We start from the raw sequence: 16,767 nt of genomic DNA, 5'->3' as shown, positions 1-16,767 counted from the left end.
CCTCGCTGTCAGAGAACGGTCTGGCCACCGTCCAGGATAAGGTCCTGGCCCACGGCGAAGGCGGAGACATCGGAGGCCAGGTACACGACGGCTTCCGCGACCTCCTCGGGCAGACCCATGCGCCCCAGAGGAATGCCGGAGCTGATCGCTTCCAGAACCGCCGACTGCTGCGCGGGGTCCTCGATCCCGAGCTTTGAGTACAGCGGAGTGTCCACCGGGCCGGGACTGACCGCGTTGAACCGGATGCCGTGCGACCTGAGCAGGTCCGCGTTCCACGACCGCATCAGGGAGCCGACAGCCGCCTTCGTCGCGGCGTAGGCGTTCGACTGCCCGTAGCCGCCGTGCGCGCTGTTGGACGCGTTGAGGATGACCGAGGACGGGTTGGCCAGCACGGGCACCAGGGCCTGCGTGAGAAAGAAGACGCTCTTGACGTTGATGTCGAAGAGCCGGTCGAAACTGTCCTCCGTGTGGTCCTCGAACGGCCGCCAGTCCGAGACGCCGGCGTTCAGGAACGCCACGTCCAGCTTCCCGAAGTGCTCACGCACCCGCTCCGCCAGGCCGCGCTGCGCATCGAGATCGCGCGCATCGGCCCGCACCACCGGCACCTTGTCCCCGAGGATCTGCCGCGCCTTGTCGATGCTGGCCGGGGTTACGCCCGTGACCAGCACGTCGGCGCCCTCCGCGACAAAGCGCTGCGCGGTCTCCAGACCGATCCCACTCGTGCCGCCGGTGATGAGGGCGCGCTTGCCCGCAAGACGATTCATGTTCATTGTTCCTCGCCGAGTCGTAAGGTAAGTCAAAGGACTCACCACTTGAAGCTAACTCCCGCACCGCCCATGAGGCAAGTCGATCCACTTACCATCGGGGGTCCGGAGCGGTTCGGCCACGCCGGAGAAGGTGGCCGACAGTGGCCGACACCGGCTCGAAGGCGATGTCGCTGCCGTCCGCGAGGAGCCGGGCGGGTGATCTTCCCGACGCCGGGCGGCCCCGCAGGATGGTGGCGCTGAGGCGCTGCTGGGCGACCGTGCGGGCTCAGCAGCGGCGTCCGCGGCGAAGAGGTGGTCCTGCCTGACGACGTCTTCCCCTTTGTGGGGCGCAGGCGGGCATGTACGGACGGGGCGAGCCCTATCGCGCGACGCTGACGAGCGAGGGCTCGCCGTTCGCGTTCGCGGGGAAGCTCGCGGCGCTCATCGGGCACCGGGGCGGTCGCGTCGCGGCAGCCGCTCGGTCACCAGGTCGTAGGAATCCTCGACCGCGTCGGTGACCAGCCGCTCGGTGATGCCGGGTCCCGGCCCAAGCGAGATCCAGTGGCGCTTGTCGAGATAGCGGCCCGGTGTGATCGAGGCGTAGCTGCGTACTTGAGCGCGGGCGTGTTCGGGTTCGCACTTGACCGTGACGATCTGATCGTCCGGGTCGTCGGTGACGATCAGGAACACCTTGCCCGCGACCTTGTACACGTCGAGTCCCGGGGTGAAGGGGTAGCCGTGGCTGACGTCGGGGAGGGCCAGGGCCGCCTGGCGAGCGGTGTCCTGGAGCCGGTCACCGGCCGCGTTCACCGGGCCGCCCGCGTGCCGGTGCCGTAGGTGTGCGGGTCGACAGGCCGCTCGGCCTTGGGCAGATGGGCGACGACGAGCCGGTAGGAGTCGGTGACGAGCTCCCTGACGAGCTCCTTGTCGACGCCTTCTCCGCTCTCCAGGGTGATCCAGTGCTTCTTGTTCATGTGGTAGCCGGGGGTGATGTGGCTGTACTGCTCCCGCAGGGCCTGGGCCTCGCCGGGGTCCGCCTTGAGAATCACGACGGGACGCCCCGGGACTTCGGTCATCAGCATGAACACCTTGCCTCGTACCTTGTAGACCTCCCAGTCGGGGCCGAAGGGGTGCTCCAGCTGGGCTCCGGGGAGTTCCTCCGCGCAGTCGGCGGCGGTCTTGTGCAGGGCCGATCCGTTCATGGGTGGTGAGCCTTCTCAGGTGGTGACGGACTGTGGCATCGAAAAGGGCGGAGGGCGCGCCGCGCGGGCGCGGTGGCACGTCCCATCCTTCCGTCGAAGCCGACTCGAAGGGCGGTAGGCTGCGGACACGTGATGGTCGACAAGCGACACTCCGGGCCGAGCAGGCAGGCAGGACCGGCTGCGGTTCCGCTGTACGGTTTCCAGCCCCCGGTCGGTACTCCGTACGGCCTTGAGGTGAGTACCGTCGAGGATTTCTTCGCCCAGCACGACGACTGGCCGTGGAACCCGCCCCGTCCGGGCCGTGCCACCTTCCACTACCTGATCCTGGTCACCGAGGGTGAGTTGCGGCACGACGTCGACCACGTCACGCGGACCGTCGCCCCCGGCCAGTGGCTGTGGGTGCGTCCCGGGCACGTGCAGTGCTGGCATCCGCCCGGCGCGGCCCGCGGCCCGTTCATCCTGTTCGAACCGGACGTGTTGCGGCCCGACCTCGCCCGTCTCCTGGCCCCGCTCACCGCGCACGAGGCCCCTGCCGTGCTCAGCCCGCACCCCGACGACACCGCCTGGCTCCAGCAGACGGCACTTCAACTCCTGGACGAACACCGGGCACTGGGGCGCCGCCCCCTCGACATCCACCACGCCCTGCGGCGCAGCCTGCTCGAATCGTTGCTGCTGCGCCTGGCCAACTCCCCGGACATCGCCCCCATCGGCACGGCCACGGCCACGGCCGGCACCGGCCGCGCCGACAAGTACGGACGCTTCCTGGATGCCTTGGAGCTGCACTTTCGCGAACTGCACCAAGCCGCGGACTACGCCGAGTTGCTCGGCTGCTCGGTCCGCACCCTCAGCCGCGCCGCCCGGGACGCCACCGGCAAGGGGGTACGCGAGCTCATCGACGAGCGGCGCCTCCTGGAAGCCCGACGCCTGCTGGGAGGTGCCCGGTGGGATGCCCGGACTGTGGCCGTCCACCTCGGCTTCACCGACCCCGCGAACTTCGGCCGCTTCTTCCGCGACCGCACCGGCCTCACCCCGGCCGCCTTCGCGGCCCGCGAGGCCACGGCCGTCCCCCCTCCTCCCCCTGGTCGGGTGACCAGTAGATGATGTCGGCCACGGCCGGCACGGGCCGCGCCGACAGGTACGGGCGCTTCCTGGACGTCTTGGAGCTGCACTTTCGCGAACTGCACCAAGCCGCGGATTACGCCGAGTTGCTCGGCTGTTCCATCCGCACCCTGAGCCTGCCGCCCGGGACGCCACCGGCAAACTGGATCTCGAGTACGTCGAGGCCGCCGGGCCGGGTGACGACGACGGCCCCCATCGTCCCCGGTGCGGCGTCACCTCCTGCCCTCGGCTGGCTCATACCGAGCTCCTTACGGTGCTCGCCCCGTGGGAAGGTCCAGCCGGGCTCCAGGCGCAGGAACCCAGGTGATCAGCCCGTGGTGGCCCTGCGCTGTTCCGTATCGTCCGACGGCCGTCAGGGGCGGGCGATGTTCCCGAACAGGTCGAGGACTGCCTGGTGGTGGGCGCTGGGCTCGTAGGGAGGGTTGCCGACACTTCCCGAGGTGGGCCGGTCCGTGACGGCGGGCCACAGGCGGGTCTGCTCGCCGGTGACGAAGTCGAGGACGATGTCGCGGATACGCGTGTCACGGTCGGCCTGTTCAGGGCTGCGCCCTGGCCGACCAGGGCGTACATCTCGGTGCCGTGCACGGCGGGCGCGCCCTCGGCGGGTCCGATCATGAGGAGATGGGCGTTGCCGCCCGCGGCGGCGTGGGCCAGAGCGCCACGGGCTGCGGGGAGCGTGAAGATGTAGTCCGTCAGGGACGCGGCGCGGACCTCGGCTGGGGTGCGGCCGCCCTGGTCGTAGGTATCGACGATCCTCTTGGCGCGGGAGCGGGGAATGCGCCACCCCGCGAATTCGTCGGTGACGCGGTCGACGGTGTGCGGGTCGAACCGGTCGAGGTCGTTCGCCACCCACCAGCCCATCTCGTCGCCGGCCGTGCTCAGGAGTATGTCGATGTCCCGGTGCGAGCCCGAGGCCAGGACTTCCAGGGGGTGGGCGTGCACCACCCCGCCGGGCTGTTCGGCGTCCAGGACGACGCCGAGGCTCTGGTTGTCCATCCCGCCACGGACTCCGAGATCCGTCGGACAGACCTTGCGCAGGGCGGCCACCAGGGAGGCCGCGTCGAGATCGATCAGCTTGTCGGGGTTGCCCGCGACACCGAGTTCGGTGACGAACCGCTCCGCGAGCTCCTCGGCCCACCAGGCCGGGACGAGACGCGAGGGCGCGCCGGAGAACCCGGCCAGTCGCCGGTACAGGCCGTCCGCGGAGGAGGTCCCGAGCAGCCCGAGGGTGGAGTAGGCGCCGGCGCTGTGGCCGAAGACGGTGACGTCGTCGGGGTCGCCACCGAAGGAGGCGATGTTCTGCTTGACCCAGGCAAGCGCGGCGATGACGTCCTGCAGGCCGAGGTTGCTGGCCTCGGCGAGCCGCCCGCCGTACTGGGAGAGCGAGAGCGCGCCCAGTGCGCCGAGCCGGTAGTTGACCGACACGCTCACCACGCGCCCCGACGCGGCGAGACCGGCGGCGTTCGAGGTGATCTGCGTGTTCGCGCCGTACTCGAATCCGCCGCCATGGATGTACACGGCCACTGGAAGCGCCGTCCCGGTCGGCTGCTCGGGAGCCCACACGTTCAGGTTCAGGCAGTCCTCGCCCATCCCGTTGTCCGCTTCGAGCCAGTCGCCGCTGTCGGGCTGGACAGAGACGACGCCCTTGCGGTCACAGGGGCGGTCCGGATCGAAATCCGCGACCACGGGGCGGCGGTATCGCTCGGCGGTGGCGAACGGGATTCCCCACCAGGACCGCACCCCTGGTGCAGTCGGAGCCTTAGGCGCGGGCGCGGTCATGGCGTGAGATTCCTTCCGGTGCGGTTCGGGTGTTTCGCGCGGCGTGTCGGCGGCTGATCGCTCGCGGTGACGCTCTCCAAGCATTCCCTGGACTCCGATGAATCGCCGAGCGGACAGCAGTCACCCGGTGGTCATCAGGTGACACCTCTCTGTACCTCCTAGTGAGGTGCACCCGCCTTCCCGTGATCGACATGGCGCCGGACTCTATCCCGCGGACAGTTCAACAGCGCCTAGATCAAGCGGGACGGCTACCTCGCCCAGCTCGCCCGCTGACGTGCGGAGTCGGACCCTCTCAGGGTGGGTCAGCCGGTCACCGGCTGCCACCGATCTTTCCGAGCAGCGTCGATACTGCTGAGCCACACCAGCGTCCCGCCGATCAAGCCAGGCTTGTCCCGCGTGGCCAGGGCGGGGGCCTCCAGCATGTCGGCAGCCTCTTCCAGATAAGTGACCAGCGTGTCGAGTACTTCGTCGGAACCTTCGTTGTAGCGAGACCATGAACCCAGGTAGCCGGACGCGGCGTCCAGATACAGACCCATGGTGCTGTCGGCCGGACTCAGGGCAACCAGCGGAATCCGGGTCGCCTCCCACACGATGGTCTGCTCCTCTTCGGGGCGATTGCCGTCGAGGGTGTCCTGATGGGCCTGGGCGTCCGTCTTCAGCCGATAGCGGGCGGCCACTGCGTCCAGGGACATCAGAGCCATGTTCCCCGGAAGGCATCCCCAGCCATCGGCCCCGTCGTCACCTGCGGTCAACATCCACAGGGCGCGCAGTTCGACGGGTATCGGGATGCCGAGTTCCGCTTCCAGCGCGGCGATGGCAGCGGCACTGGCGCCGTCACGGAGCGCGGCGTACGAGTCGGGGGCGTTGATCTGGAGCCAGCTGGTGATGCGATGCCAGGCATCGGCGACCTCGCGTACGGTGACCGCAGCGGTGACAGGGTCGGCATGCTGCTCCTGGTCTCGGCCCTGCTCCCGCTCCTGGTCTGGAAGTTCGCCAGACGGCTCGGCCGGGGAAACCGGCCTCACGAAGCGGATCTGGATCCAGTCCGGCTCCCGGATGTATCCGACGAACAGGTCGGGGCAGTCCTCGAAAAGATCGCCATCGACCGTCACGGTGAGGACACCGGGCAGCCCTGAGGGCACACCCATGTCCGGATCCTCGGCCAACTGACCGGCCACGACCTTCAGCGCGTACGGGACACCGGCCCCTAACTGTGCCGCAGTGTCGCGCAGAACCGGTTCGATCTCGACGTTCACAGTCTGCTGCTCCTCGCTGATCGGACAAGAGGCGTACGAGGCCCTACACAGTAGGCCTCGCGCCCTCACCGTTACGCCGACCGTGCCCGGGACGGCCGGCCGCGCCTGGCCCACACCCCCAGGCCCGTGACGCAGCTGCTGCACATCGTCGGCCTCGACGACGTCATCCCTCTGCCTCACCCTCGAGCAGGCCCTCGCACCACGAACCGCTGCCTGACCCCGCACTCCCCCGCCGGCCGGCACCGAGGCCCTCATCACCTGCCACCCCGAACCCCTGAACGTCTGAGCGCCTCAACCCGGGCGGTCCGGGATGTCGTCCCGGCGCGAACCGTACGACGCGAAGATCACGTGAGACGTGGGGAGGGGCTCTGCTCCGCCTATTGGATGCTCCATCGATGGGGGTGTCCGGGCTCGGTCGGGCAGGCGAAGACGTTCAGGAGGCCGTCTCGGCCAACCGTGAGCTTCGTGGGGCAGCGGTCCCGCAGCTGCGCCGGGACGTCCCATTCCTCGGTGGGCATCCAGCTGCCGTGGGCGCCGTCCCACTCGTTGCTGTCGATGGTCAGCAGGAGAGCCATCGGTGCGGCACAGGCTTCGCAGTTCATCGGGTGGGGATCGGTCGTGTGCCAGGAGGGGAAACCGCCCACGCGGCAGCCCTGTGGAATCGACAGATCGTGGTGGTAAGTGACCAGTTCGTCGTCCAGGTCGTGCTTTTCTGCCTTCCGTTCCTGGGCCGTCTCCCAGGCGTCGATCCTTTTCTCCAGCCTGGCCGGGAGCAAGCCGGCGTACGGGTAGGTGACGACCTGCTCGGGGTGCAGCACGCATGGCTCGGCGACCGAGCCCTCGAAGCCGACCAGGGACGGCTGCGGCGGAGCGTCCAGCGGCATGACCACCTGATCAGAACGGCGCCAGCGCACGTGCAGGACCAGGCCGTAACGGGTAGGGCCATGTGCCTCGAACGGGCACCAGAGCACCTGGAGCAGGTCGCAGCCGTCCGGGCCCGACGCGAGGCCGGGGACGTCCCGCCGATAGAGCTGAACCAGGCCGATCAGCGGGATCGGATCGGTGTCGGCGACCTTCTGGTCGCGGTGCTTACGGCCGAGCTCCATGAGCAGGTCCCGTTCGGCGTCGTCGGGACGGTCACGGGCCCAGGCGTCCGCGAGTACCTGCCGCCCGCGATGGATGTCCGCGATGCGGTAACCACGGCTCCGTTTGTGCGGCTCGGTGCACACCGGCCACGGTTCGTCGACTGGCCACAGCAGAGGACCGCCGATCGAGCTGACCGATGCGTCCGGGCTCCCCGGCCGCGGATGCAGTCGGGTCGTTACACCCCGGAACGCGCCCAGCTTCGGAAAGAGCCCTTCGACGTGTACCGGGCGCGGCGGCGTGGTTCTGATCATGGCGCAGACCCTAGGCCACCACGACGGACCGCTCAGACGTGCCCGTGCTGTCCGAACTCGTGAGTATTTCGATGGCCGGGTCGTACCCTGCGGCGGCCGGCGCGCCCGGCAACCGGATCAGCATGCTGAAGCGCCAGATCTTCGGCCGCGCGAGATTCGAACTCCTCCGCAAGGCGTGACCGAGCATGTGGCGCTTGAGAATCGGACTTTGGGCGTCTACGCGAGGCCACCGTTGCTCATCAGCAGCTGCCCGTTGATCCACTCGCCCTCCCTGGAGCACAGGAAGTCCACGAGGTGCGCGGTGTCCTGCGGAGTGCCCAGCCGACCGAGCGGGGTGCTGCGGACGCAGTGCTCCCGGACTTCCTCGGGCATCCAGCCGGTGTCGACCGGGCCGGGATTGATCGCGTTGGCGGTCACGCCGAGGTGGGCGAGTTCGTGGGCGGCGGCCAGCGTGATGCGGTCCAGGGCTCCCTTGCTCGCCCCGTAGGGCAGGTTGCCGACGGTGTGATCACTGGTGAGGCTGACGATCCGGCCGGTTCCCCGTTCTGCGGTGAAGCGGCGTCCGAACTCGCGAATGAGCAGCCAGGTGGCGCGCGCATTGACAGCGAAGTGCCGGTCGAAACTCTCGACGGTGGTGTCAAGCAGCCCAGAGTCGACAGACTCGCAGTGACTCATCACCAGCGCGGTGACACTGCCCATACGCTGTTCAACCTTGTCGAAGACGCGTGCCGGGGTATCCCCGTCGGCGAGATCCGCCTCGATCGCGGTGGTGGACGCACCGTGTTCGGCCAGAGACTGGCTGATCACTTCGGTCGCGCCGGGCTCGCTGCCCCAGCTCATACGGTCGTCGTAGGGGGTCCGTGCGGACGGCATGGCGGGCGAACCGATCGACCGAAGTGGATCACTGGTACGCCGCAGCCTGCCCCGCCCTTCACCGCCCCAGCCCCAGCCCCAGCCCCTGCAATGACCGGTGCGAGAGGCCACTTGGACAAGGAAAACGCAACTTCGACAGGGCCCGCAGAAGCAGCTACCTTCACCTGGTCTTCGGCGATCGCCCACGGTCGCGCAGGAGTTCCTTCAGGCTGAGCCACCCGCCACGGGATGAGTCGGTCATGCCCCACGAACCCTCGACCCCATGCGTAAGCCACCGAACCGGGTCCACGCCAGGCAGCCTCAATCAGGGAGAGACGCATGCCCCATCTTGCTCTGTACACATTCGGCGTCCTGAAGTCACCTCTCGCCGATCCCGCACCTCTCACCCGCGAGTTCTACGACACTGGCGAGGCCGTCTACCGGAATATCAGTCAGCACCCCGGATACCTCGCGCGCGCCGAAGCGGCAGACGGCGACCGGGGCATGCTCTTCGGGGCGGACTGGGGTGCATGGGGAGAGTTCGTCGTACCGACCTGGTACGGCAAGGGCCGTACGGTGGAAACCACCGCCCTGGCCGCGACACTCTCACTCTGGACCGACCTGCGCCCCGCCTTCGACGCCGTCTACACCGGTCTGCACCGTGAGGCGCTGAACAGGCGTTACGACTGGTTCGAGAGGACGGGACACCCGAATTACTTGTGCTGGTGGGTCTCTGACGGCGTGATACCCACCTGGCAGGACGGAGTTTCCAGACTGGAGCACCTCCAGGACCACGGCTCCGCGCCGCACGCCTTCACCTTCCACCACTCATTCGCCCCGGACGAAACCCCGACCAGGATCAAAGGCATCGGGCCGAAGAGCGACCAGGTTCGCTGACCGGGAAGCCTGAACAACGGGTTCGCTGTCAAACGCCTCGATTGCGAACGTGACCGCGCTGAGAGAGAAGTTCCCGGTTCTGCCGAACGTCGCCCGCTACCTGATGTCCAGACCGGTGCGGCGGGGATTCCTCCGGGACAGCTTCGACGCCGGGATCGCAGCCGCCCTCATTGGGGACCCTGGCGTGGCCCGCGATCACTTCGAGCGAGTCCTACGAGAGGACGCGTTGGCGCCTTGGATGGTCGAAGCCCAGGAGAAGGCTCGTGAGCTTCACGCGATCGCGGCAGATCACGACGCCGTGACCGCCTGGGTCACGCGGGCCGTCGATTTATGCAGAAACAAGCTGGGCGTCGATCCCGTGGTGCTTGCGATCAGCTGAGCTGACAGCGAGTGCCAGAGCTGCGATCAGGCAACAAGGACTCGCTTCCGCAACAAACCGAGGCCGGCGGCGGCGAGATCCCGTCGAGGCCGTTGACGAAGGCGTGGAGACCGGGCAGGTCGTCGGCGCGGACCGCCTTGATCCACTGTGGGGGCCGATCACCCTGGAGCTGGTGAGCATCTTGCCGAACGCGCGGACGTGTCCGGTGAGGGCCTTCGGTTCAGGGCAGCTGGCCAGGACGGATCTGAGCTTCAGGCGCTCGCTCTCGGGGGCGCTGCCGGATGGACCCGCCCTGTCGGTGCGGGAGCTGGGATCGGCGCTCGCCGCGTACGTCGAGCGTGGGACGGGGCTCTTCGCCGTCCATGGTCGGCGAAGAGCCTGGGAGGCTGACTGCCCAACCTCTCTCCTGCCGAGTCGCCCCCGCGCCCGCCCTCACACCTGCGGGAGGCCTTCATCTGTGCTCCGCACGAAGCGCGGTCTGCTCCAGGACACCCTGTTCGTGCTGCGCTCCGGCATCGCCGGGGAACACCTGATCACCGGTCCGGCGGAGGATAGAGCCACCGCCGCAGCAGGCGGCTCAGCCTCGGCATCACCAGATACGTCAGCGTCGGCAGCAGCACGATCGGGAACACGGCGGCCCGTAGCGGTAGGGGCCAGGCGCCCGTGTGGGGCGCCACCAGCCACTGGATCAGCAGCGTGAACGGATAGGCGCCGAGGAACGTGGTGAGCACCATCTTCCAGCGGGGCGGGGCCTGCACGGTGGTGCCGGGCAGGTTGAACCAGGTCTCCATCCCGGACGTCGACTGCCGCTCGCTGCCGATCTCCGTGGCGACACCCTCGATCCGGGCGTGCCAGGACGCCCGCTCGTCCGACTCCAGCCACGCGGCGAGCCGGTGCGGATCGGACCAGCGCAGCATCGCGTGGAAGCGGTGGCCTTCCTCGGGGTGCAGCCACGAGACGCCCTCGTTTCCGGGGAACCGTCGGGCGCAACGGGTGATCCCGTGCGTCCAGTCCTCGAACTCCTGCTCCCGGCCCGGGCGCACCTCCCAGGTGAGGACCGTGGTGACCGGCTCGCCCTGCCGTACTCCAGTGGTGCTCATGCTCACCCGTGTGCCACGTAGGGCACGGGGTCATGCCTCGAGGTCTCACGCGCCCCTGTGAGCGAGGGTGGCCGGTGGTCGGCGGTGATCGACTGGTGATCGACCAGAGGCCTGGGAGGCCGTTGACGCTGCGCGCGGTGCGCATGAACCACACGCTCGGCATCGGCGGCACCGGTCGCGGTCCGCTGCTCCGTGTCGGGATGCCGCACACGGCGCAGCGGATCGGGACCCAGCAGGCTCTCTGTCTCCGGTTCAGCCCAGTCCGCAGCGATCGAGTGCAGCACGGACCTGGTTGAGCCCCTCCACTCTCCAGTGGCCCCGGTCCGGCATCTGGTCGTCTCGGCGCCAGCGCCAGGCCGAGAACATCGCCCAGTTCAGGGCTCGGCACCGGTGAATCAGGCCGTGGTCAGCCCCCGCATAGTGTTTTCCCACTTCTTCGGGCGCATGGGCGAGATCGAACTCGATCGGCCCACGGCAGCACGTGGCGAGGTCTACGAAAAGCGGCCCTCTCCTCGTGTTCAGGAGGTTGCCCGGATGAGGCTCGCCGTGCAACAACTGGTCGCCGGCTTTGTCGATGCTGATCGCGGCGCTCAGTCCCCTGAGTGTGTCGCTGAGGAGTTTCCGGTCAGAATCGGGCAGTTCGGGGGACTGCTCCCGGTCGTTCACCTCTCTCAGTGCCACGGCGACTCGATCGGTGAAATGCGGTGCGTCCAGATCGATCTGGCGCAGGGCGGCATGGTGCCGCAGGAACACGTCCGCGTAGTCAGCCGGCGCGATATCTGATCGCACAGGTTCGTAGTAGGTCCAGAGCGAAATGGCAAAGGCGTCACGCACATGGACTCGGGGCTCGACCCGATGGTCGAGCTCAGCCACCGGAGCGTCGACGGCGGCGAGACGGCGAGCGACCTCTACTTCGAACTCGGAATCAGCCAGATGCCCCGAAGGCGCGACCCGAGCCAGAACATCACAAGGGACCAGGCGCAGTGCGACGCGGTCCGAGTTGTGGATGACGATCGCATCGTCGACCTGAAGGCCCAGCTCCGAAGCGGTCGCCCGTCCTGCCTCAACTGCGCGCCGGAGTTCCAATGGCTCCATACCGCTCTCCCTCATCGTTGAGTACACCTACGCACCTGGGACAACGGCTACGTCCCCGACGTCCTCGTGAACATCGTTCGCCAGCCAAACCCGGACCCGGACCCGGACCCGGACCCGGACCCGGCGATAAGCATCGCAAAACGCGACCTGTACAGGCCCTCGGATTTATTCGGCCGATCATGTCACTGGTTCGCGTCCGGGTCGTTGATGTGGACATGAGGCGAGGGGATCCGACGGGGTCCGGCATCTGACGCGCGTCCGCAGGGTCGTCAGCACCGGCACCTATCAGGAGACGATCGGCATCAGCTCCAACTGCTTACCGGGGAGACCGCCGAGCACTGCGCATGGCTGCACTACGACGCAGACGAACAGGACAACGCGCGCCGCTGCCGGGGCGAGGCACCGACCACCGCCACCATGCTCCGCGACGTGAGCCTCGAAGTGCTCGTCCTCGCCGGCCTCAGCCTGCAGGACCGCTTCGAGGGCCGCCCCCGCGACGGCTACGACCTCGCCCGTGCCTCGCACGAGCGGGCCGTTGTGGAAGAACGTGTCGCCGAGATTGATGCGCTCGCTCGATCGGTGGAGCCGTACTGGCCCGCGTCGCTGTCGCAGTTACGGTCCGGACGCTACCGAAGGGTGGATTCAAGCAGCAGTTCGCTCAGGTCCGCCGGCATGGTGATCATGCAGTCGTGCCCGGTCGGCAGTTCCCGTATCCGTGCTGGGGAGCCGTTGGGCTGGGTCGCGGGGACGGGCCGTCGCACGATGCCTTCCGGCTCTGCGCCGACGCAGTGGATGTGCGTGCGCGGAATGGAGTCCACGGCAGGGTTGTCCAGCCGGACCGGTTGCCGCAGGCAGCGCACCGGCTGGTCGGAGAGCGTCGCACGCAGCCATGCGACATCCGCCGGGTCGGTGACTCCGAACAGGCCGAGGGGCGGAGGCATCTCGGGCAGTGGCGGGATGCGCCAGCCGTTGTCGGACTTGGCGGCCAGGTCGATCAGGTTCTGGGTCATGGGCTGCACATCGACGGCGGTCTCGCCGTGCTCCGGGACCATCGCGTCGAGGTACACCAGGTGCGCGATTCGTTCCGGTACCTCGTTGGCCACGGACGAGACGACCAGCCCCGCGTAGCTGTGACCCACGAGGACCACCTCGGTCAGGTTCTCCTCGTGGATCAGCTTGACGACGTCCGCAACGTGCGTGTCGAGCCCCACCTCGGGACCGAGGAGGTGTGCCTTGTCGCCGTAGCCGGTCAGTGAGGGCGCGAACACGCGGTGTCCGGCCGATTCCAGCAGCGGGACCACCCGCTCCCAGCACTGGCCGCTGTGCCAGGCGCCGTGTACCAGCAGAAAAGTTGACATAAAAGAAATTGTTTCCTCTTCGGGTGTGGAGGCGCGGGAGCCTTACGGTTCCTGTTTGTGCCTCGGTACTCTTCAGGAACCGAAATCATCGTGCTGCACCTGCCGCACTTTGATCAATAAGGCACATTTCGGTGCCCCGGTTCTCTGGAGGTAACCATGAGCGGCGCAGTGGGCGGCGAGTCGCGGCCGGCACGGCCGGAGGACCCGTGCCAGGCCCGTGAAGTGCTCGGCATCGTCGGCGACAAGTGGTCGCTGCTGATCGTGCGGAACCTCAGCCAGGGGCCACGCCGCTTCACCGAACTCAAGCGGGCCGTCGACGGGATCAGCCAGCGCATGCTCACCGTCACCCTGCGCGGCCTGGAACGCGACGGGATCCTCACACGAACCGTCCGCAACGTCATGCCGCCGCACGTCAGTTACGAACTCACTCCGATGGGCAGGACCCTCCGCGAAGCCACCGCACCCCTGTTGGAGTGGAGCGTCACGCACTTGACGCACATCGACGCCGCCCGCGCCGAATACGACGCCCGCCCTGACGCCTCGCCCGCCTGACCCTCTCACCGGCTGTACTCGCGCATCGGCAGGCGCCCAAATGTCGGCCGGGCCGGGCCGGAAACTCACCGCTCGCCCGGCCGGCACGTCGAGCCAATTCATCGGTCGGTCAGGCTGCTTGCGTCTTCTCCAAGGCGTCAGGCTGCGTCTGCGGAGCGTGCCGGCGGCGTTGTTGTGCCCAGCGGACAGCGAGTGGTGCTGCCAGGCCGGTCAGGGCAAACATGGCTCCGACGACGTACCAGCCGGGGCGGCCCCAGGTGATGCAGAGCGCGATGAGCAGACCTGGTCCGAGGGCCTCGGCCAGTCCGGCTCCCAGGCCGAACACTCCCAAGTACTGGCCCGTGGCGTGCTCCGGGGCGAGGGCGAAGGACACCTCGAAGCCGGCTGCGGCGTGCCAGAGTTCACCGACCGTGTGGATCACCACGGCGACGATGAGCAGGGTTGCGGCAGCCCATGCCGGTATGCCCGCGGAAAGGGAGATCAGTGAGCAGGCGATGAGAAAGGCCACTCCTGCCCGGCGGTAGGCGTTGCCGCCGGCCTCGGGGGAATCGATGTTGCGGCTGGCGCGTACCTGGAATGCGACGACGATGACGGTCCCGGTGAGCATGGTGCCCGAGATGAGCCAGCGCGGGGCTGTGGTGGCACCGACCAGCCAGAGCGGGATGGCCACGGTGAGCACCTTGAATTGGATGGCCATGATGCCGTCGAGGACGGTGAGCAGCAGGTAGGGGCGGTCGCGGAGGGCGATCCAGCGGGGGCCGCGGGTGGCCGGGAGCGGCGCGACCGGCGGGAGCAGGATCAGCAGCGCCGCGGAGACCACGAAGGCGATCGCGTTGCCGGCGGCCATGAGCTGGTAGGCCGTCAGGGTGCCCACTTGTACGACCCAGCCCGCTCCCAGCGCGCCGAGGGAGATGCCGACGTTGGTCACCGCGCGGAGATAGGCCCGGAACTCCTGCGGCCGATCCCCTCCGTAGTGCCTGATGAGCGGGGAGCGGGCGGCGGTTCCGGCCGCCTTCGCCCCGGCAGCCGCGCCGACCGCGAGCACGAACGGCCAGAAGCCGTCCACGAGCACGAAGCCCGCCGTGGCCAACGCCTGAACCACAAGGGTGACCGCGTAGACACCACGCGCTCCGTAGCGGTCCGCCAGATGTCCGACCGCGACACCGAGGGCCAGCGCGACCAGACCGGCGATGCCGAGCCCGAGCCCCACCTGGTCTGCCGGAAGGTGCACCGCTTCGGTGAAGTACAGCACTCCGGCGGTCAGATAGAGGCCGCTGCCGACGGTGTAGACGAAGTTCGAGGCCGCGAGGACGCGCTGCGGTCCGGCGTCCGGTATCAGGCGGGGCATGACAAGGCTCCACGTCACAGGCTGGCAGTAAGGGTCCGCCTAGCTTGTTGCACATTACTTGCAATAGCAAGACTGTTGCCAGAACTCACTGGGTAGCCCCTTGTCGCACATTGGTCGCAGCAACCCCAACACCGGCTCGTTCAACACCAAGCCGGTCGGCACCGGACCGTATGTCCTCGCCTCCTGGAGCAAGGGCGAGAAGCTCACCTTCAAGGCGAACCCGAAGTACTGGGGCGGCGCGCCGAAGGTGAAGACGTTCACCATGGCGGTCATCGCGGACGACAACGTGCGCGCCACCCGGCTGCGCTCCGGTGATCTGGACGGTGCGATCCTCCCGCCCAACCTGGCAGCGACCTTCAAGGGCGACGACGGCCTCAAGTCGTACGACGCGAAGTCGTACGACTTCCGGACCGTCACGCTCCCCCCAGAGAACAAGGTCACCGGCGACCGGGCGATACGGCAGGCACTCGACGCCGCAGTGGACCGCGAGGTCATGGTCGACAAGATCCTCGATGGCGCGGGACGGCCCGCCTACGGGCCGCTTGCCGCGTTTCCGGCCGACCACCTCGACCGGCACCCCCACCAGTTCTCCGGCGGCCTCGCCCAGCGCGCCGCCACGGCCCTCGCGCTCGTCGGCGACGCGCCCCTGCTGCTCGCCGACGAACCGACAACCGGGCTCGACCGTGACCTGGTCGACCGCACGGTCGACGAGCTACGGCGCCCCGTGGACGCCGCTGGACAAGGCCTGCTGATGATCACCCACGACCTGGCTGCGGCCGAACGCATCGCCGACCGTGTCGCCGTGATGTACGCCGGCCGGATCGTCGAACTCGCCGACGCGCAGACGTTCTTCGGCTCCCCCGGCCCCCGCCACCCGTACAGCCGAGGTCTCCTCCAGGCCCTCCCCGACCCTGCCTTCTCCCCCATCCCCGGCATGCCCCCGGAACTCGGCGACCTGCCCGACGGCCGCGCCTTCGCCGCCCGCTGCGACCGGGCAACCGAGGCCTGCGCCACGCTGCCCCGGATGGCGGGGGCTGTCGTCTGCCACCACCCGCACGCACAGGAGGACCGCCGTGCTTGAACTGCGAAGCATCACGGCCGGATACGACCGGCACACCCCTGTGGTGCGGGACGTCTCCCTGTCGGTCATGCCCGGCGATGCCGTCGGGCTGCTCGGTCCCAGCGGCTGCGGCAAGTCCACCCTTGCCCGCGTCACCGCGCTCCTGCACCGCCCCGACTCCACGACCTGATCGCCGAGCCTCTGCGCACCACCGGCCGACGCGAGGCCGTCCCCGACCGGGTTCCCGAACTGGCCGAGGGCGTCGGCCTGACCCCCCGACCTGCTGAGCCGACGCCCGCACGAAGTCAGCGACGGCCAGTTGCAACGCGCCTGCCTGGCCCGCGCCCTCGTGCTGCGCCCGCGCTGGCTGGTGTGCGACGAGATGACGGCGATGCTCGACGCCTCCACCACGGCCGCCCTGGTCACGGTGGTCGAGGAATACCGCCGGGCCACCGGCGCCGGCCTGCTCGCCGTGGGTCACGACCGGGTACTCCTGCACCGTTCGTGCGATCGCACGGTCGACTGGGACACGCTGGGCGGAGAGGCGAAGAAGCAGCAACCCACCCGGAGTCGCACCCGACCACGGTGCGACAGACGGAAATCGTCCTCCTATGGGTGAGCAAGGAT

At 68.6% G+C, this 16,767-nt stretch carries 17 protein-coding genes and 2 pseudogenes; 8 read left to right on the top strand and 11 right to left on the bottom strand.

Features of this window, described 5'->3' with window-relative positions:
• Nucleotides 1-8: 8 nt before the first annotated feature.
• From OG933_RS43240 to OG933_RS43230, 3 genes are all read right to left on the bottom strand, one after another.
• Nucleotides 9-764, bottom strand: a complete 756-nt coding sequence (locus OG933_RS43240) for an SDR family oxidoreductase (protein ID WP_405632904.1) — start codon at nucleotides 762-764, stop codon at nucleotides 9-11.
• Between the two features lie 423 nt (nucleotides 765-1,187).
• A complete protein-coding gene (locus OG933_RS43235) occupies nucleotides 1,188-1,556 on the bottom strand; it encodes an MmcQ/YjbR family DNA-binding protein (protein WP_405632902.1) in 369 nt (122 codons plus the stop codon).
• Nucleotides 1,553-1,948 (bottom strand): MmcQ/YjbR family DNA-binding protein, encoded by a 396-nt coding sequence (locus OG933_RS43230; protein WP_405632901.1) that lies wholly within the window; start codon nucleotides 1,946-1,948, stop codon nucleotides 1,553-1,555. Before OG933_RS43230 ends, OG933_RS43235 begins: the two co-directional genes overlap by 4 nt.
• 234 nt (nucleotides 1,949-2,182) lie before the next feature.
• Here OG933_RS43230 and OG933_RS43225 point away from each other — a divergent pair, with 234 nt between their 5' ends.
• On the top strand, nucleotides 2,183-3,049 hold the full coding sequence (locus tag OG933_RS43225; RefSeq protein ID WP_405632898.1) for a helix-turn-helix domain-containing protein: 867 nt from the start codon (nucleotides 2,183-2,185) through the stop codon (nucleotides 3,047-3,049).
• A gap of 2 nt (nucleotides 3,050-3,051) precedes the next feature.
• Nucleotides 3,052-3,209, top strand: a pseudogene (locus tag OG933_RS43220) (AraC family transcriptional regulator); the annotation flags it as partial.
• A gap of 92 nt (nucleotides 3,210-3,301) precedes the next feature.
• On the opposite strand, the gene OG933_RS43215 reads toward OG933_RS43220, so the two are convergent.
• The 3 genes from OG933_RS43215 to OG933_RS43205 all read right to left on the bottom strand — a co-directional run bounded on the left by OG933_RS43215 (nucleotide 3,302) and on the right by OG933_RS43205 (nucleotide 7,499).
• On the bottom strand, nucleotides 3,302-4,753 hold the full coding sequence (locus OG933_RS43215; RefSeq protein ID WP_405632897.1) for a carboxylesterase family protein: 1,452 nt from the start codon (nucleotides 4,751-4,753) through the stop codon (nucleotides 3,302-3,304).
• 395 nt (nucleotides 4,754-5,148) lie between these two features.
• The gene (locus tag OG933_RS43210) at nucleotides 5,149-6,102 is read right to left on the bottom strand and encodes an SMI1/KNR4 family protein (RefSeq protein WP_405632896.1); all 954 of its coding nucleotides are present in this window, start codon (nucleotides 6,100-6,102) and stop codon (nucleotides 5,149-5,151) included.
• Between the two features lie 377 nt (nucleotides 6,103-6,479).
• Nucleotides 6,480-7,499, bottom strand: a complete 1,020-nt coding sequence (locus OG933_RS43205) for a hypothetical protein (protein WP_405632895.1) — start codon at nucleotides 7,497-7,499, stop codon at nucleotides 6,480-6,482.
• Nucleotides 7,500-7,537: 38 nt separating this feature from the next.
• On the opposite strand from OG933_RS43205, the gene OG933_RS43200 reads away from it, so the two are divergent.
• Nucleotides 7,538-7,678: a hypothetical protein gene (locus OG933_RS43200; RefSeq protein WP_405632894.1), complete on the top strand. Its 141-nt coding sequence runs from the start codon at nucleotides 7,538-7,540 to the stop codon at nucleotides 7,676-7,678.
• Between the two features lie 37 nt (nucleotides 7,679-7,715).
• Here the strand turns inward: OG933_RS43200 and OG933_RS43195 are convergent, their stop codons facing one another.
• Nucleotides 7,716-8,417 (bottom strand): SDR family oxidoreductase, encoded by a 702-nt coding sequence (locus OG933_RS43195; protein WP_405633707.1) that lies wholly within the window; start codon nucleotides 8,415-8,417, stop codon nucleotides 7,716-7,718.
• A gap of 273 nt (nucleotides 8,418-8,690) precedes the next feature.
• Between OG933_RS43195 and OG933_RS43190 the strand changes: the two genes are divergently transcribed.
• Both OG933_RS43190 and OG933_RS43185 read left to right on the top strand, forming a co-directional pair.
• Entirely contained in the window at nucleotides 8,691-9,248 is a 558-nt protein-coding gene (locus OG933_RS43190; protein ID WP_405632893.1) for a DUF3291 domain-containing protein, read from the top strand.
• Between the two features lie 49 nt (nucleotides 9,249-9,297).
• Nucleotides 9,298-9,627 (top strand): hypothetical protein, encoded by a 330-nt coding sequence (locus OG933_RS43185; RefSeq protein WP_405632891.1) that lies wholly within the window; start codon nucleotides 9,298-9,300, stop codon nucleotides 9,625-9,627.
• A gap of 533 nt (nucleotides 9,628-10,160) precedes the next feature.
• Here the strand turns inward: OG933_RS43185 and OG933_RS43180 are convergent.
• From OG933_RS43180 to OG933_RS43170, 3 genes are all read right to left on the bottom strand, one after another.
• Nucleotides 10,161-10,727, bottom strand: coding sequence for an antibiotic biosynthesis monooxygenase (locus OG933_RS43180; RefSeq protein ID WP_362525770.1), 567 nt, complete (start codon nucleotides 10,725-10,727; stop codon nucleotides 10,161-10,163).
• A gap of 252 nt (nucleotides 10,728-10,979) precedes the next feature.
• Nucleotides 10,980-11,822 (bottom strand): phosphotransferase family protein, encoded by an 843-nt coding sequence (locus tag OG933_RS43175; RefSeq protein WP_405632888.1) that lies wholly within the window; start codon nucleotides 11,820-11,822, stop codon nucleotides 10,980-10,982.
• Nucleotides 11,823-12,448: 626 nt separating this feature from the next.
• Nucleotides 12,449-13,180 carry an alpha/beta hydrolase family protein gene (locus OG933_RS43170; protein WP_362525776.1) on the bottom strand — a complete coding sequence of 244 codons (732 nt, stop codon included), beginning with the start codon at nucleotides 13,178-13,180 and terminating at the stop codon, nucleotides 12,449-12,451.
• A 156-nt stretch (nucleotides 13,181-13,336) separates the two neighbouring features.
• Between OG933_RS43170 and OG933_RS43165 the strand changes: the two genes are divergently transcribed.
• A complete protein-coding gene (locus tag OG933_RS43165; RefSeq protein ID WP_362525779.1) occupies nucleotides 13,337-13,732 on the top strand; it encodes a helix-turn-helix domain-containing protein in 396 nt (131 codons plus the stop codon).
• 109 nt (nucleotides 13,733-13,841) lie between these two features.
• Here the strand turns inward: OG933_RS43165 and OG933_RS43160 are convergent, their stop codons facing one another.
• Nucleotides 13,842-15,080, bottom strand: coding sequence for an MFS transporter (locus OG933_RS43160; RefSeq protein WP_405632885.1), 1,239 nt, complete (start codon nucleotides 15,078-15,080; stop codon nucleotides 13,842-13,844).
• 100 nt (nucleotides 15,081-15,180) lie between these two features.
• On the opposite strand from OG933_RS43160, the gene OG933_RS43155 reads away from it, so the two are divergent.
• Nucleotides 15,181-16,161, top strand: a complete 981-nt coding sequence (locus OG933_RS43155) for an oligopeptide/dipeptide ABC transporter ATP-binding protein (RefSeq protein ID WP_405632882.1) — start codon at nucleotides 15,181-15,183, stop codon at nucleotides 16,159-16,161.
• Nucleotides 16,154-16,759: pseudogene (locus tag OG933_RS43150) on the top strand (ABC transporter ATP-binding protein). Before OG933_RS43155 ends, OG933_RS43150 begins: the two are co-directional and overlap by 8 nt.
• Nucleotides 16,760-16,767 lie beyond the last annotated feature (8 nt).

The sequence above is a fragment of the Streptomyces sp. NBC_00016 genome (assembly GCF_045040885.1).
GTDB lineage: Bacteria > Actinomycetota > Actinomycetes > Streptomycetales > Streptomycetaceae > Streptomyces > Streptomyces coriariae.
Note: the sequence above shows the minus strand (reverse complement) of the source record. Positions and strands in the feature narration are given on the sequence as shown.